The following is a 14,688-nucleotide window of genomic DNA, read 5'->3' as shown; positions in this document are numbered from 1 at the left end:
CGATGCCGTCCTTCGGCGGCGGTGGGGGAGGCGGCATGCCGTCCGGCATGTCGATGCCCAACCTCAGCGCCCTCACCAACCTCGCACGAACCGGCCGCGGCCGGCCCGCTGGGCTTCACAATATGCCCGGCGCCCCGCCACATGCTGGTGCCGCCGGGCCGCTGCCTCAGATGGCAGTCAATGCCGCGTTGGGCAAGCTCGGAACGCCCTACATCTGGGGCGCCAAGGGGCCCAGCAATTTCGACTGTTCCGGTTTGACTCAGTGGGCCTGGGGTCAAGCTGGTGTCACCATCGGGCCGGATACGTACACCCAGATCAAGCAGGGTGTCGCCATCAGTCCAGAGGACGTCCAGCCCGGTGATCTGATCTTCCCGCACGCCGGTCACGTCCAGATGGCGCTGAGCAAAGACACCGTCGTGCACGCACCCACACCCGGCGACGTCGTGCGCACGGCGCCCATGCCCAAGCAGATCCTCGCCATCCGGCGACCCATCGCCGGATAAAAGCCAGTGCCGTCCCAACATCGAGTGAAAGAGTGAACGAATGAGTGATAACGAGTCGTACGCCGCCGAGATCATCGCTGGTCTTCGGGAGCTGTGCAAAGAGCGTCAGGCGATCACCGGATCGGTCTACCTCACCGAGGGGGAGTACGCCTCCATCGATGGTGCGCTGGAACAGCTCGGCTACACGGACTCGGGCTACTCGGCCGCCGGCGCCCGGGAGTGGGCAGGTTCCTTGCGGCGCTGCCTGTTTGGGCCGTAAGCCACACCGATTGATCACCCCATGACGTGCTCCCCATTCGGGTGGGGAGCACGTCAATTTTGCGGTGGCACACCTTCGCTGCGGGCTACAGCAGATTGCAGGGCCTCACGGTTGCGGTGAACCTCCTCTAGGGCGGCCACTGTTTCGTCGAAGGCGTCGGCGGCATGGGGCAGGCTAGCGGCGATCATCGTCTCCAACGCCAGCAACTGATCGCTCAAGTCGCGCAGCATCAGGGCACTGTTCGGGTCATCTGCGCTGTGGCGCAGCAGGACCTCGGCGCACAGGCCGGCGATCTTCACCACGCCCTGGGCGATCGAGACCGCGTGTACACCCCCGGTCGCCGGTGCCGCTGGCTGCGGTTGCGCAGGTGTCGGCAGCGCCTCGCCGCGGCGCAGCGCGGTGAGCATTCCCGCCGGCCAGTCCAGGGCCTGCTCGATCTTGCGGACATTGCCCGCCCGGGGAAAGGAGTGGCCGCGTTCGAGCATGGCGGCGGTGTTGAGGGCAACGCCGGCTTTGTCGGCCAGCTCGCGTTGCGTGGTCAGCCCGCATTCCAGGCGGCGGTCAGCGACGGCACGGCCCGCGCGGGCGACCGATGGATCGACGCCCGGTGGCACCGACTCCAATTCCGCCATGACCACGTCCGTTCCCGCTGCCGACTACACCAGGGTATTAGCTGCCCATTGCTGATCAAGATATACCGGGGCCTAACCGTGGTTAGGCAGACACGGCAATCGACAGCATCACGATCAGCTCCCCGCACCCCTCACGCCCGCCGCACCTCTAAATGATTAACTAGAGTCAATATCGTGCAGCGGGTTGCCGGGGCAGTTTCAGGGTTTTCCACCCCACGCGCCCCGGTCCCCATTGCGTGTCGCCCGGGGTGGCGACCCCGCCTAGTAACCCATGCTTACCAGCTGTTTTGTCGGGCGTGATGACCTGTTGCCTCCTTGGCCTGCGCCCAGCTGCCCGGTGCGGTCCGGTTGATAGTCGACATGTAATCAACCATGGTCATTGTGAAATCAACTAGGACCGTGATAAAACAGGTTGTAGTCAACTACATGCCCGACTGAGAGCGGTTAGGAGCCCCAGATGGTTCAGTCAGCAGCAGACTCCACTCCAGCCGAACGCGGCCTGTGCACCTTCGGTGACGACCGCGACTGGTTCGCCAAGCACGCTGTCCACCGCGCCCGGGCCATCGCCATCTGCAACAACTGCCCGATCCAACGCAAATGCGCACTCGACGCCCTGGAGCTCGAAGCCACAGACGGCGTCTGGGGTGGCGTCTGGCTGCCCGGACTGCGTGACAGTGAGGGCCTGGCCGCCGCGCGAGCCAAACTCGCCGCCGCCGCCGAACGGCTCACCAACCAGAGCGCCGCCCAACGTGTCCGGCGGGCAACGATGCAAGCCGCCCTGGAGTACACCGCCGAGCGGAGGCGTGAAAGTGCCTGACCGCAGCTTCTACCAACAGATCAACCGGCAGTTGCGCGACGACATCGTGGCCCAGCTGCGCACCGCCCGCCGACCCATGACCACCACCCAGCTGCGCGAGAAAGCGCCTCGCTTGCCTCTGCGCCGTGGCGGCCCGACCGTGCTGGCCCCACCACAGGAGCAGATCTACCGGGCACTGTGCCAACTGCGCTCACAGGGCATGGTGCGCCAGCACCCGACGCCCGGACGCGATGCGGCCTGGGTGATCGTCCCTGGCGAAGCCGACGACGAAATCGCCCGCCTGGAAGCAGCTTTACTGTCCAGCCCGAGCATTGCCCGGCTGGCTCCGAGCCGGCGGACGCCGTGAGCGCCACGATCAGCGTGCCCGCCTCGCAGCCGTGGCTGCGGCGGCTGCTCAGTGGTCTGCCGCACCAGAGCATCGGCGCCGAGGGTGATCCCTACTTGCAGCGGTGGTTTCTGATCCCGCACAACCGCCTGGTCAACCTGTACCTGCACAAGTTCTGCCATTCCGATGACGACCGAGCCCTGCACGATCACCCTTGGCCCTTCCTGTCCTTGATCGTGGCCGGCCAGTACCGCGAAGTCAGCGAGACCACCACCGTGATCCGCCGCCGCTGGTCCATCGCCGTCCGTCGATCCCACCACCGCCACCGCGTGGAGCTCACCGGCGAGCCCACGCCGGTTCCGGTCTGGACGCTGCTGCTCACCGGGCCGCGTCGGCGGAGCTGGGGATTTTGGTGTTCGCAGGGCAGCGGCACCGCCGCTGATGCCCGGTTCGTGCCCTGGCAGCAGTTCGACGCCGGCGGCTGCGGAGAAACCGAGCCCAGCCCAGCCGCGGCAAGCACAGCCAGTCGTCGCGATCGGTACCCATCAGCGCAGCAGCGCTGAACAACCAAGGAGGTCCAGCGAGATGATGCACCAGCCCGCCACCGGTTCCCACGACCGCGACCTCCACCACCAGCGCGGCTACACCGCCCACACCGTCACCACCAGCGACGGTGTCGCCCTGGCCGTACGGGACTACGGCCAGCCCGACGCGGACCACACTGTTGTTCTCCTGCACGGCTTTTGCCTCACAGCGCAGGCCTGGGACCTTCAAATCCTGCAGCTGCGGCGCCAGTGGGGTGAGCGAGTGCGGATCATCAGCTACGACCACCGCGGCCATGGCGCCTCCGCCGGCGCCCCGATCGGCACCTATCGCATCGAACAGCTCGCCACCGACCTCGCCGAGCTGATGGCCGCCCTCGACATCAGCGGGCCGGTCACGCTGGCCGGCCATTCCATGGGGGGCATGACCGCCCTGGCCTATCTTGGTCGCCCCCGCAGTCAGCGACCGATCGACCCGGTGGCGCTGATCCTCGTGTCCACCGCGGCCGGCAGGCTCGGTGAACGTGGCCTCGGTCGCCTGCTTGCCACCTCCGGCCCCCGGCTGCTCTACAGCATCGTGCAACACACGCCGAAGTCGATCACCGACGATACGATTCGGCTACTGGCCCAACCGATCTGCAAAGCCGCGACCCGGCTCGGTGGTTACGGCAGCACCGCCAAGGACGCACTGGTCACCGTGTCGGCCGCCGCCATCAACGACACCCCCCTGACCACCAAGGTCGGCTTCCTGCTCGCCCTGCAAACCTACGACCAATACGCCACCCTGGCCTCAGTCCAGGCCGCCACCACGGTGATCAGTGGGGGAGCGGACCGGCTCACACCACCCGAGCACGCGCGCGATCTTGCCGCCGGTATCCCGAACGCCCGCCTGCTGCACCGGGCGACGGCCGGCCACATGCTGCTGCACGAAGCCCCGCAACTGATCAGCGCCGCGATCAGTGCGGCAATCGCCCGCACCGCGCCCGCCCGCCGGCTCACCGGACCCAGTCGCCGCCTGGCGGCGGTCCTGTGAACCCCCTCAGCGGCCACCGACCGCGCCGGTGGGCGCGTGAACTCGACAGCCCGGGGGAGAGGCCGTGAACCCGCACGAGCCTTCGTCGGAGGTGTTGCAGGACTTCTACCCCTACCTGACTGTCGTCAACCAGGAGAGGACAATATGGCCCGCAGGGACATGGATCCGGACGAGCCGGATCTGTTCAGCATCCTCGATCAGGGCGGTGACAGTGAGCAGTCCGGAGATAAGGCAGATCGTGGGCGATATCTACCGCCAACACCTGCACCTGCCCCCGGAGTGGACACCGACGCAGCAAGAAGAGTTCCTCGAGGGCCAGGCGGCTCGCCTGACCCAGCAGATCGCGGAGCTGGCCGACCAGATGGGGGCTCAAGCGGTCAGCGACTGGAGTCGCCAGCACGGCCAACACCCGGACTACCTGACGAAGGTGGGACTGCTCAACACGGCGATGTCGTCGGCCAAGGAGATCGTGTTGACCAACGAGCTCTACGCGATGATCCCGGAACCGGACGATCCGCCAGCGCCGGATCTGGATCAGATGCCAGCGATGGCCGAAGCCGGCCAGGTTCCGTGGGAGCAACGCTGGACCCGGACCCAGTACCGCACCGAACCGAGCGAGCAGATCGAGGACCTGGTCGCTCACATCTGGCCGGCACCGGACTTCTCGGCGGTGTTTCGGATCAAGGCCGGCTACCTGCTGGCGGCCCGCAGCGAGGACCAGCTGCCGCTGCCGGCCCAGCCAACCGATCCACTGGCAGCCCAGCTCGCCGAGATGGTCTATCACGACCTGCGCCACGACGGCCTGCCCGAGCAGTAGCCGCCCAGCCGTCGCTGTTCGACGAGATAGCCGACCAGCCCACAGACCCAGCCAGCATTGATCCCGGCGGCCGAGCGCTGCCGCCACCAACCAAGCCCGAACCCGCGCCAGCACCCACGGCTGATCCCGAACCAGCGGTGGGGGAGCAGGTAACCGAGGCTGCCTCCATGGCGCCGGCGGCGTTCCTGACCCCGGTCGACTTCCCCGCCAGCACCGACACCCTCGTCCCCTCGGGAGCCAAAGCCCGCGCCCGCGCCAACATCGCCGCCATCGAGCTGCTGGCCCACCTGCGCGACGCTGGCCGGCCCGCCTCAGCTGACGAGCAACGCACCCTGGCGGCCTGGTCGGGCTGGGGCGCGGTCCCCGAAGTCTTCGACCCCCGCAACGGCACCTTCGCAGCCGAACGCGAACACCTGCACACCCTGCTGACCGACGAGCAGTACCGCCACGCCGAGGCCTCGGTTCTCAACGCCCACTACACCGACCCGGCGATCGTCGCCGTGATCTGGAAGGCACTCCAACGTGCCGGGTTCTCCGGCGGACGAGTCCTCGAACCAGGTTGCGGCAGCGGAACATTCATTGGACATGCCCCGCAGAATGCGGTCATGGTCGGAGTGGAGAACGATCCGCTCACCGCCGCGGTAGCCGCGGCGCTGTATCCCTCAGCCCAGATCCGCAGCGAGGGCTTCGAGGCCACCAGGGTTCCTGAAAGCAGCTTCGCCGCCGCAGTCGGAAATGTTCCCTTCGGCCGCTATGCCATCACCGACCCCAGCCATAACCCGCAGCGGCTGGCCGTGCACAACCACTTCATCTGCAAAGCACTCGCCCTGACCGCACCCGGCGGCTACGTGGCGGTGCTCACCAGCCGATACACCCTCGACGCGGCCAAGCCAGACGCCCGGCGGATCATGCACAACTACGCCGATCTGATCGGCGCAATCCGACTGCCCTCCAAAGCATTCTCCCGCGTCGCGGGCACCGACGTCGTCACCGACCTACTCATCCTGCGACGCCGCGAACTCCACCAACACCCACCCCAGCAGCTACCGGACTGGGTCACCACCACCGAGGCCCTACCCGCGGTCGGCGAAGCCCAACCCGACATCAGCATCAACAGCCACTACATCGAGAATCCAAACAACGTGCTCGGCACCATGCGAGCGGGCCGAGGCCTGCACGGTGCACCCACACTGACCGTGGACGGCGACACCGGACCCGAGCTTGCCGACCAGCTGGCCCGTCGCCTCACCTCGATCATCAATGCCGCCCTCCACCATGGGTACGCGCTGACGGCGACCCCGGAGTCACTGACCGTCGTCTCGCCGGAAACCTTCGACCCAGGTCTGATCACCGCCGCCGATCGTGGACCCGAAACCCCGCTCTACACCCTGCGATACAACGCTGAGACCAAGGGCATCGAATACTGGTCCGGGCACACCTGGGAGCCCAACCGGACAGCGAAAACCCGCATCGGCGAGACCCGCGAGCTCATCGCGCTGCGCGATGCCGCCACCAGCCTGATCACCTCCCAGCGCGACGGCCGGCCTGCGGCCGAACGCGACCAGCTGCGCGGTCACCTCAACACGCTCTACGACAACTACGTGCGCCGGCACGGCCCCATCAACCGCTTCACCTGGGTCCACCCCAAAGAGATCACTCAAGACGACCACGACCAGAAGGTCACCGCCGCCGAAACCCGCTGGCGGGAAGAAGAAGGCCAGCCCGGGCGGCCCTATACCGGGCCAGTACCCGACGAGCTCGCCGAGCAATGGGACACCGCAGCCTGGGAGACCCGGGCATCGTTCAAGCGGCGCACCCACCTCGACGGCGGGATGCGACACGACCCCGGCTGGGCGGTTGTCGCCGCGCTGGAAATCTTCGACGACAACACCGGCCAGGCCCTCAAAGCCCCGATCTTCTCCACGGACCTGCTCACCGCCACCCAGCAGCGCCTCACTGCCGACACCCCCGAAGACGCACTGGCGATGAGCCTCGACCGCGACATGGGCGTCGACCTCGACTACATCGCCGAGCTGCTGGAGATCCCGGCCACCGACGCCCGAGAACTACTCGCCGGCCGGGTCTATCCCAGCCTCACCGACCCCAACGAACTGATTCCCGCTGCGATCGCGCTGTCGGGCAACGTCCGCGAAAAGCACGCTCAAGCCGCCCTGGCCGCCGAACACGACTCCGCCTATGCGCCCTACGCCGAGGCGCTGCGCGACCTCATTCCGCCTGATCGCAGTGCCGACCAGATCAAGGTCCGGCCCGGCGCACCCTGGATCGACCCCCGCTACGTCGCGCAATTCGCCGAGGAAACCTTCAAATGTGACGACGTCACCGCCGAACACATCGGTGGCCGCTGGACCGTCGATATCGCCAAATACCAGCGACACAGCAGCTTGATGATCGAGACCTGGGGCCTAGACCGCACCCGCTGCGACGCCGTCAGCCTGCTCGAAGCCGTCTGCAACTCCCGCAGCGTCGTGTGCAACACCGACGAGGGCCAGCTCGACGTGCAGGCGACGTTCGCCGCGCAAGCCAAGTGCGACAAGATCACCGAAGAGTTCCAAAAGTGGGCGTTCGCCGACCCCGACCGAACCGAAAGCCTTGTGGCTGAATACAACCGCCGATTCAACTCGCTACGAGCGCCGCGCTACGACGGGTCCAGGCTGGCATTGCCCGGCCTCTCGGATCACTTCACGCCGCATTCCTACCAACGTGACGCCGTCGCCCGGATCATCGCCGAGCCGGCCACCCTGCTCGATCACGTCGTCGGCGCCGGCAAAACCGGCAGCATGCTCATGGCCGCCATGGAACTGCGTCGCCTCGGCCTGGTCCGTCAGCCTTGGATCGTCGTACCGAATCACATCATCGAGCAGGTCGGGCGTGAGGCCGCCCAATGGTATCCAGCCGCCAAGGTGCTTCTGGGCTCGGCAGCAACCACCGCCGATGGCCGGCGACGCTTCATCGCCCAATCCGCGGTCAACGACTGGGACCTGGTCATCATCCCCCAGTCAGCATTCACCGGGATCGGCGTCAACCCCACTACCCTCGCCGAATACATCGAAGACCAACTCGGCGAGCTGCGGACCCAGCTGCAATCCGCTGAGTCCGACCGCACGAAGAAGAGCGTCGAACGGGCCATCAAGCAGACCCAGGAGCGCCTGGAACGGCTCACCAGCCAGGTCGGCAAAGACCAGGGGCTGCATTTCGAAAACAGTGGCTGTGACTACCTTTTCGTCGACGAAGCGCACATGTTCAAGAACAAGGCGCGGGTCTGCAACATCGAAGAGCTCAACTGCACCAAGGCATCCAAACGGGCCGACGATCTCACCCTCAAGCTGCGGATCCTGCGCCAACGGCGCCGCGACGAGGCCCTGGCCGCCGGCATCCCCGCTGATCGCGTGAGCGAGCGTGTGGCCACCTTCGCCACCGGCACACCCATTGCCAACTCGCTGGGTGAACTCTGGGTGATGCAAAGCTACCTACGGCCCGATCTGCTCGAAGCTGCCGGCGTCGCCAACCTGGGGGACTGGGGTGCGGCATTCACGGCCACCGTCACCACCGTCGAAGTCAACCCCAGCGGCACCCGGCTACGGCCTGTCACCAAGGTTGGCAAATTCACCAACCTGCCTGAACTGCTCGCATTGTCGGCGGCCTACAGCGATGTCGTCACCCGAGAGCAAGTTCCAGTGAAGCTGCCTGAGCTCAACACCGGGCAGCGCCGGATCGTGAGCCTGCACCCCGATATCGAAGTCACCGACTTCATTGCCGACCTGGGCTACCGGGCGGATCATCTCGACTCCAAACGGCCCGATCGCGACAACATTCTCAAGATCAGCAACGACGGCCGCAACGTCTCATTGGACCCCCGGCTAGCGAATCTGGCCAAGCCACGCAACAGTCGCGCAGCTGCTGTCGCCGACGAAATCATGGCCATTCACACCGCCAACGCCGATCGGGTCTATCTCGACCACGACACCGGCAAGCCCTTGGAACGCCGCGGCCCGTTGCAGCTGGTGTTCTGTGATCGCGGCACCCCGTCGAAAGACCCCAGCCAATTCACCATCTACAAGGCCATCAAAGACGAACTGATCGCTCGGGGGATGCCCGCCGCCGACATTCGGTTCATCCACGACGCCCACAAACCCGCCGAACTCAAGGCGCTGTTCGCCGCCTGCAACAACGGTGAAGTCTCCGTGCTCATCGGCAGCACCGAGAAGATGGGCACCGGGATGAACGTGCAAGCCCGCACCGCCGGCCTGCACCACGTTGACGTCCCCTGGCGGCCCTCGGACCTCGAACAACGCGAAGGCCGAATCCGCCGGCAGGGCAACCAGAACGAAACCGTGGACATCGTCACCTACGTCAGCGAGGGAACCTACGACGTGGTGATGTGGCAGAAAGTGCAGGCCAAAGCGCTGTTCATCGAACAGATGCGGCGCAACGAGGTCCTCGACGTCGAGATCGAGGACCTCAGCGGGGGAGACATCGGCTCGGCAGCGGCCGAAACCAAAGCCATCGCCACCGGCGATCCCCGCTACGTCCGCCAGGTCGAACTTGAGGACGACATCACCAAGCTGTCCGCACTGCAACGGGCTCACAATGATGCTGTGCGCCAACGTGACTGGCGAGTCAAACAGCTCGAAGGGGCAATCCCCAAGCAGCATAACGCGCTAGCCCGCATCGCCCCGCATGTCGAACGAGCCCACCAACACGCCGCCGCCGAGACCTCACCCACAGTGGCCATCGACGGCCGAGCCAGCTCCGATCGGTCCCAGACCGCGGTGTCGGTCGCCGCAGCCTGCCGGCAGGCCTACCACGACGGCAAGGACCACGGCGTCACGCGATTCGACCCCACCGGAATCACCGTCAACGGTGTCGACGTTCTGGCTGCGCGCTCGCTCATGCACGACATGCTGCTGCTGCGCTTGGCGATCCCGTCACGCACCACTGAGATCAAGAGCGACGAACTCGTGGCCACCCAAGCCGCCGGCGAGTCCGGTGCCGCCAAGGCCCGAGGCCTGCACCGCCGGGTCGAAAATCTCTACACCATGCTGCCGACACACCAGCAAAGCCTGCAACGCGACCTCGCCGGCGACCAGGCCCAGCTTGACGACATGCTCGCCAACCCACCCGGGCAGTTCGAGCAGTCGGATGCTCTCGATGCCAAGAAGGCCGAACTCGCGGCGCTGACGTTGCAGCTGCGCCTCGATGCCGAAAGCCCCGAGGCCAAGCAGAAAGCCCAGGAAGCCGCCGAACGGCTCAAGATGCGCGGCCGCGAGCCCGGCTGGAGTCTGCTGCGCAACCCCACGCCGGCGGTCCTCGAGGAAACCGGCTGCGCCAACGCCGACCTGCTGCGCCGCATGATCGGCGCCCGCGAACGCATGGCCATCGCCGACTACTACCGCGACCTCGACGACGGCACCCCAGGCCTGGAACAGGACACCTGAGGTCACAGGAGATTCCGGGCTGGAGTTAGCGCACAGCGCGGTCCCGCCCCTACTTTTAAAACCATGTCCATCCCCGTCGATCAGGCCGACACCTCCGTGGCGACCCGCCTTTGGCTGGCTCCCGTCATTCCCATCGAGCGAGGCTCACGGCCGCGGCACACCTCCACACGCGCTGCCCTGCTGCCCGAATGCCTCACCGACCTGCTGCGCGGCGTACAGCTCAACGGCTCCATCGACGCCGTCCTACCACCCGGCATCGCCTGGAGCGATGTCATGTCCTGGGCTCAAACGGATTCCCAGCCGCCAATCGTCATCACCGCACTCACCGAGCAGATGCCCGCCACCATCACCGCGGCCGGGCGCGCCCTGGACCGCCTCGGAGCCCGCCCGCGCCTGCATCTGCACATCGCCTTTGCATCCGAGCGGCTCACTGTGTCCCTGCGCGGCCTGCTGGCCGATCCGGTCATGACCCCCGGTATCGCGGACTCGATCACCGCGGACCTGGCCGCAGCATCGCCTACAGGCTGCCGTCTCGACGTCACCGATCGCGGGGCGCTGCACTGGGAGCTGGCGGACCTATCCGCCGGCGTACCCGTGGCCGGCCTCGCCCAGCATCGCCGCCGCGGCTGACGATGACTCCCGCGCCTGCACCAGCACTTCCCGGACCTCGGAGGACTTCCGGTCCAACAGATCGGCCATCTGCGCACGGCCGGCCGGGGTGTCGGCGACCGACTGCAACGCCACCACGCCGCCATGCACCTCAGCGCGGATTCGCTGCAGCTGACCACGTGCCACGCCAGCAGCCGCCTGCGCTGCACGGAAGCCGTCAGCCAGCGCGGTGTCGGCGCCACGACGAGCCTCACCGATCAGCACATCGGCTACCTGCTGCGCACCAGAACCCGCCCATGCATCCAGACCATCCGCCGGCTCGGACCCCGCCCGGCCGGCCACCTGCCACGCCGCACCAGGGTCAAAACCAGACCCTCGGCCAATCGCACCAACAAGTGTGTCCAGCTCGGCAACGAACGCCTGAGCCCACTGGTCCAGAAAGCCCATAACCACAAGTCAACCACGAACACGACCGGCTGCAAGGAGCCAACCGAATGAACACACCCTTCGCCAAGACATGGAAGCACACCATGGCGCTGTTCGGCGCGAAGATCGACGAACATGCCGACCCGAAGATCCAGATACAACAGGCCATCGACCACGCTCGTCGCCAACACCAAGCCTTATCCCACCAGGCCGCTCAGGTGATCGGAAACCACCGTCAACTACAGATGCGCCTCAACCGCGAGGTCGCCGACATCGAGAGCCTGCCCCTCAACATCCGCCAGGCGATCACCCTGGCCGACCAAGCAGCCACCACCGGAGATGCCGGCAAGGTCGCCGAATACACCAGCACCGCCGAGCACTTCGCCACCCAACTGGTCAACGCAGAAAACAGCGCCGAAGAACTCAAGGTGCTCACCGACCAGGCGCTGGCCGCCGCGGCCTCCGCAAACCAGGCCGTCGACCGCAACGCACTGACCCTGCAAGCCAAGATTGCCGAGCACACGAAGTTACTCAGCCAGCTCGAACAGGCCAAAATGCAAGAGCACATCACCACAGCTCTGCAATCGATCGGTCGCTACGCCGGCGCAGCGACAACGGTCAGCCTCGACGACGTCCGCGACAAGATCGAACGCCGCTACGCCGACGCTCTCGGTGCTACCGAGCTCGCGCAGTCCACCACAGCCGCCCGCATGATCGACGTCCAACACGACAGCCTCCAGCTTGCCAGCCACTCGCGACTGCAACAGATCCGAGCCAGCATGCGCCCCAATGGAACTCGCGAATTACAGGCGTAATCCTTAGCGCCGGACTGGGACAGCCCGCAACAATCCTGATTCAGTCAGCCTGTCGCGTTCACCTTCTCGTAGAACCTGGGGACGCGAGCACGGCAGTCGCTGACGAACCGCCGGCACTCACCGTCTGTCACATCGGGTGGCATCGCGGGCCTGAATGCGGCGCCGAAGCTCACCTCGGGATTGGCATGAGGTTGGTGAATGTGGATTCCGGCCATGAGATCGGCCATCCGCAGCATCGCCTGATCGGGGTCAGTTCGCCACAGCCAGATGAAGACGTCGCCGCCCCCTCTGTCAACCCAGGTTGACAGAGAGGGCTTCGCCGATATGTCTCCCAAACAGAGGGCGGCTATCCGTGCGTCGATTATCTGGCGATCGCCAGCGGCCAGTCGCGGCAACTGCTGTGTGCCCGTTTGCGGGGACTGTTCGCTGGCGATCGCGATGGCAACCGCCAGGCATACCAGTCCCGCCCGATGTGCCGACTGTGCATGGCCCGACGCGGAGTCGCGCAACCGGTCTGCTGCTGGCTCCCGATGCACGTCACGGTCTGCCAACGCCACCAACGGTGGATCGGAGCGCCGGCGCGCACTCTCGATGACCAGAAAGACCTCCGCAACCAATCCCACGTGCTCGCTGCCGCCCGCAGACACGGCGCACTGGTCTGCCGGTACGGTGCCCAGCGCAGCATCACCGCAGTGCGCGAATCCCGTCATATCCTGATCTACTGGGCCAACGCCGAGAAGTCCGGCACGGCATCGATCCTGGGCACAACACTGGCCGCCCACATCGCCGCATACCCAGACCTCGTCGGGGTCGCCTCGGTGCTCGCCGCATATAGTGACGACGTCGAGCAGCCGGTCATCGCAACAGACATCGGCTGGCCCCGCTATCTACTAGAGCAAATCAATCAACGCACCGGCCGTGTGCACCGCGATCCCGGACCCCTGCAGGACTGGGTCAACCACCAACGGCTCATCGCGGAGAACTGAGCGCTCGTGCCGCCACTTTTCAGTGCATAGGCAGCCCTCTCACCGAAGCCGGCGACTGCTCAAGCAAATCCGTTTTCACGCTACGCAACAAGCGGCGACGGACTGCTAAACCAGCCGCAACCAGTCGGCAGCTTGGCTTGCAGCTTCGTCTCACCTGCGATGGTGGCGTCCCGGGTGGTCGCTGAGTTGCGCGCTGAAACGGACGCGCGCGGCTGCTGCTGACGGGTGTGGGGAGTGTTGGGGTGGTCGCCGTGGTGCGGACGCGCGTGTGCGGGCCGATGTGTCCGGCGACGACGCATAGCCGACGTTGGGGGAGAAGGCTGCTGCACTCGCTGGCGCGTAAGCACGCCTTTGTGGACGGCAACAAACGGCCAGCGTGGGCGGCGCTTGGGCGTTGTGCGCGTCAATGGTATTGACCTGCTCGACGCCTACGACGTGGATTTCGCTGAGCAGTTGGTGCTGGAAGTAGCCACTGGTGAAACCGAGGGGAAAAGGATTGCCAGCGGGTTGCACAGATTGGCGGTGTCCTGATCGCGGGTCATGCGCCGTGCCGTGTGCTGCGGCAGCCAGATGAGTAGATCGGCCATGTCGGACAGTGGGTCTGCGGGCGGCGGCGGCGCTGCCCTCTGCGCCAGTCGGTTGAGTATGTCGGTCATTGAGTCTGGGAGCGGGGTTGGGTTGATCTGGCCGGGCAGCAACCCCTGCTGGGCGGCCATATCGTCGGAGCCGGGCAGCACCCCAGATTCGTGCATCTGTGCAGACGCGTGGTCGTCAAGCGTTTGAAGCGCCAGCGCGACCGTACAGGCTAGGGCGATGACGGCGGTGGCCGCGATCAGGAGGTGTGCCCAGCGGGGCTGCTTGTGCGTCATTTGATTGTCCCCGCTTCCAGTGCGTTACCGGCGGGGTAGCGCTGCACTGCAGCGTCCCCGTCGAGCCGTTCGACAACGTCAACCACGGCGTGCGCATCCTCGGCGTGGCCGCCGCCCCCGCCGCAGCAGGTGCGAGTGCGAGAGTCGACAGGATGGGAGGTTGCCGGTGAGGGTCATGGTCCTTTGGTGTTATCTCCTCGCGAGAACTGTTGGGTTTAGCCGAGTATTTGGGCTGTGCTGGTGGCCCCGGTGCCGCGGGTCATGCATAGGGTTAACCGCGGTCAATGGTGGCATTTGCGCTGATCGTCGTGGTGTGTTGGGCCACCAGCTTGCTTCGCGGAGCAGGGTGGCGATGGCGGGGACGGTGAGGGTGCGGACCAGGAATGTGTCGAGTAGGAGTCCGCAGCCGATGATCAGGCCGACTTGGATCATGATCGCGATGGAGCCGAACATCAGTCCGAACATGCTGGCGGCGAAGATGATTCCGGCCGAGGTGATGACAGAGCCGGTGCGGGCGACGGTGCGCAGTACCCCTACGCGAATGTTGTGTTTGGATTCCTCCCGCAGCCGTGAGACGAGCAGCATGTTGTAGTCGGCGC

The 14,688-nt window shown here is 66.0% G+C and carries 14 protein-coding genes and 1 pseudogene; 11 read left to right on the top strand and 4 right to left on the bottom strand.

Going from position 1 to position 14,688, the window contains the following annotated elements; all coding sequences use genetic code 11:
• Positions 1–503 (top strand): C40 family peptidase (locus AC2VON_RS19615; RefSeq protein WP_486954446.1); only part of this gene is annotated, 503 nt, incomplete at its 5' end.
• Positions 504–543: 40 nt separating this feature from the next.
• Positions 544–762: a hypothetical protein gene (locus AC2VON_RS19610; RefSeq protein WP_486954445.1), complete on the top strand. Its 219-nt coding sequence runs from the start codon at positions 544–546 to the stop codon at positions 760–762.
• Between the two features lie 53 nt (positions 763–815).
• Here AC2VON_RS19610 and AC2VON_RS19605 read toward each other — a convergent pair whose 3' ends face one another.
• The gene (locus AC2VON_RS19605) at positions 816–1,394 is read right to left on the bottom strand and encodes a helix-turn-helix transcriptional regulator (protein ID WP_486954444.1); all 579 of its coding nucleotides are present in this window, start codon (positions 1,392–1,394) and stop codon (positions 816–818) included.
• Positions 1,395–1,851: 457 nt separating this feature from the next.
• Between AC2VON_RS19605 and AC2VON_RS19600 the strand changes: the two genes are divergently transcribed.
• The 7 genes from AC2VON_RS19600 to AC2VON_RS19570 all read left to right on the top strand — a co-directional run bounded on the left by AC2VON_RS19600 (position 1,852) and on the right by AC2VON_RS19570 (position 11,014).
• Positions 1,852–2,211: a WhiB family transcriptional regulator gene (locus tag AC2VON_RS19600; protein WP_486954443.1), complete on the top strand. Its 360-nt coding sequence runs from the start codon at positions 1,852–1,854 to the stop codon at positions 2,209–2,211.
• Positions 2,204–2,557 carry a hypothetical protein gene (locus AC2VON_RS19595; protein ID WP_486954442.1) on the top strand — a complete coding sequence of 118 codons (354 nt, stop codon included), beginning with the start codon at positions 2,204–2,206 and terminating at the stop codon, positions 2,555–2,557. Before AC2VON_RS19600 ends, AC2VON_RS19595 begins: the two co-directional genes overlap by 8 nt.
• Positions 2,554–3,099 (top strand): hypothetical protein, encoded by a 546-nt coding sequence (locus AC2VON_RS19590; protein ID WP_486954441.1) that lies wholly within the window; start codon positions 2,554–2,556, stop codon positions 3,097–3,099. The genes AC2VON_RS19595 and AC2VON_RS19590 overlap by 4 nt, the downstream gene beginning before the upstream one ends.
• Before the next feature lie 22 nt (positions 3,100–3,121).
• A complete protein-coding gene (locus AC2VON_RS19585) occupies positions 3,122–4,111 on the top strand; it encodes an alpha/beta fold hydrolase (RefSeq protein ID WP_486954440.1) in 990 nt (329 codons plus the stop codon).
• 211 nt (positions 4,112–4,322) lie between these two features.
• A complete protein-coding gene (locus AC2VON_RS19580) occupies positions 4,323–4,928 on the top strand; it encodes a hypothetical protein (RefSeq protein WP_486954439.1) in 606 nt (201 codons plus the stop codon).
• Positions 4,929–5,095: 167 nt separating this feature from the next.
• Positions 5,096–10,384, top strand: coding sequence for a helicase-related protein (locus tag AC2VON_RS19575; protein WP_486954438.1), 5,289 nt, complete (start codon positions 5,096–5,098; stop codon positions 10,382–10,384).
• Positions 10,385–10,447: 63 nt separating this feature from the next.
• Entirely contained in the window at positions 10,448–11,014 is a 567-nt protein-coding gene (locus tag AC2VON_RS19570; RefSeq protein WP_486954437.1) for a hypothetical protein, read from the top strand.
• On the opposite strand, the gene AC2VON_RS19565 is transcribed toward AC2VON_RS19570, so the two are convergent.
• Positions 10,961–11,440: a DUF4226 domain-containing protein gene (locus AC2VON_RS19565; protein ID WP_486954436.1), complete on the bottom strand. Its 480-nt coding sequence runs from the start codon at positions 11,438–11,440 to the stop codon at positions 10,961–10,963. The genes AC2VON_RS19570 and AC2VON_RS19565 overlap by 54 nt on opposite strands.
• 47 nt (positions 11,441–11,487) lie before the next feature.
• Here AC2VON_RS19565 and AC2VON_RS19560 point away from each other — a divergent pair.
• Together AC2VON_RS19560 and AC2VON_RS19555 are read left to right on the top strand one after the other, a co-directional pair.
• Positions 11,488–12,204 (top strand): annotated as a pseudogene (locus tag AC2VON_RS19560) (PspA/IM30 family protein); the annotation flags it as partial.
• Between the two features lie 560 nt (positions 12,205–12,764).
• Positions 12,765–13,220 carry a hypothetical protein gene (locus AC2VON_RS19555; RefSeq protein ID WP_486954435.1) on the top strand — a complete coding sequence of 152 codons (456 nt, stop codon included), beginning with the start codon at positions 12,765–12,767 and terminating at the stop codon, positions 13,218–13,220.
• A gap of 428 nt (positions 13,221–13,648) precedes the next feature.
• On the opposite strand, the gene AC2VON_RS19550 is transcribed toward AC2VON_RS19555, so the two are convergent.
• On the bottom strand, positions 13,649–14,089 hold the full coding sequence (locus AC2VON_RS19550) for a hypothetical protein (RefSeq protein WP_486954434.1): 441 nt from the start codon (positions 14,087–14,089) through the stop codon (positions 13,649–13,651).
• Between the two features lie 189 nt (positions 14,090–14,278).
• The coding region (locus AC2VON_RS19545; RefSeq protein ID WP_486954433.1) for an MMPL family transporter at positions 14,279–14,688 on the bottom strand (410 nt) is incomplete at its 5' end.

The organism is Mycobacterium sp. TH-M82 (assembly GCF_057473605.1).
The sequence above is the reverse complement of the archived record's forward strand: the minus strand, read 5'-3'. Positions and strand labels throughout refer to the sequence as shown.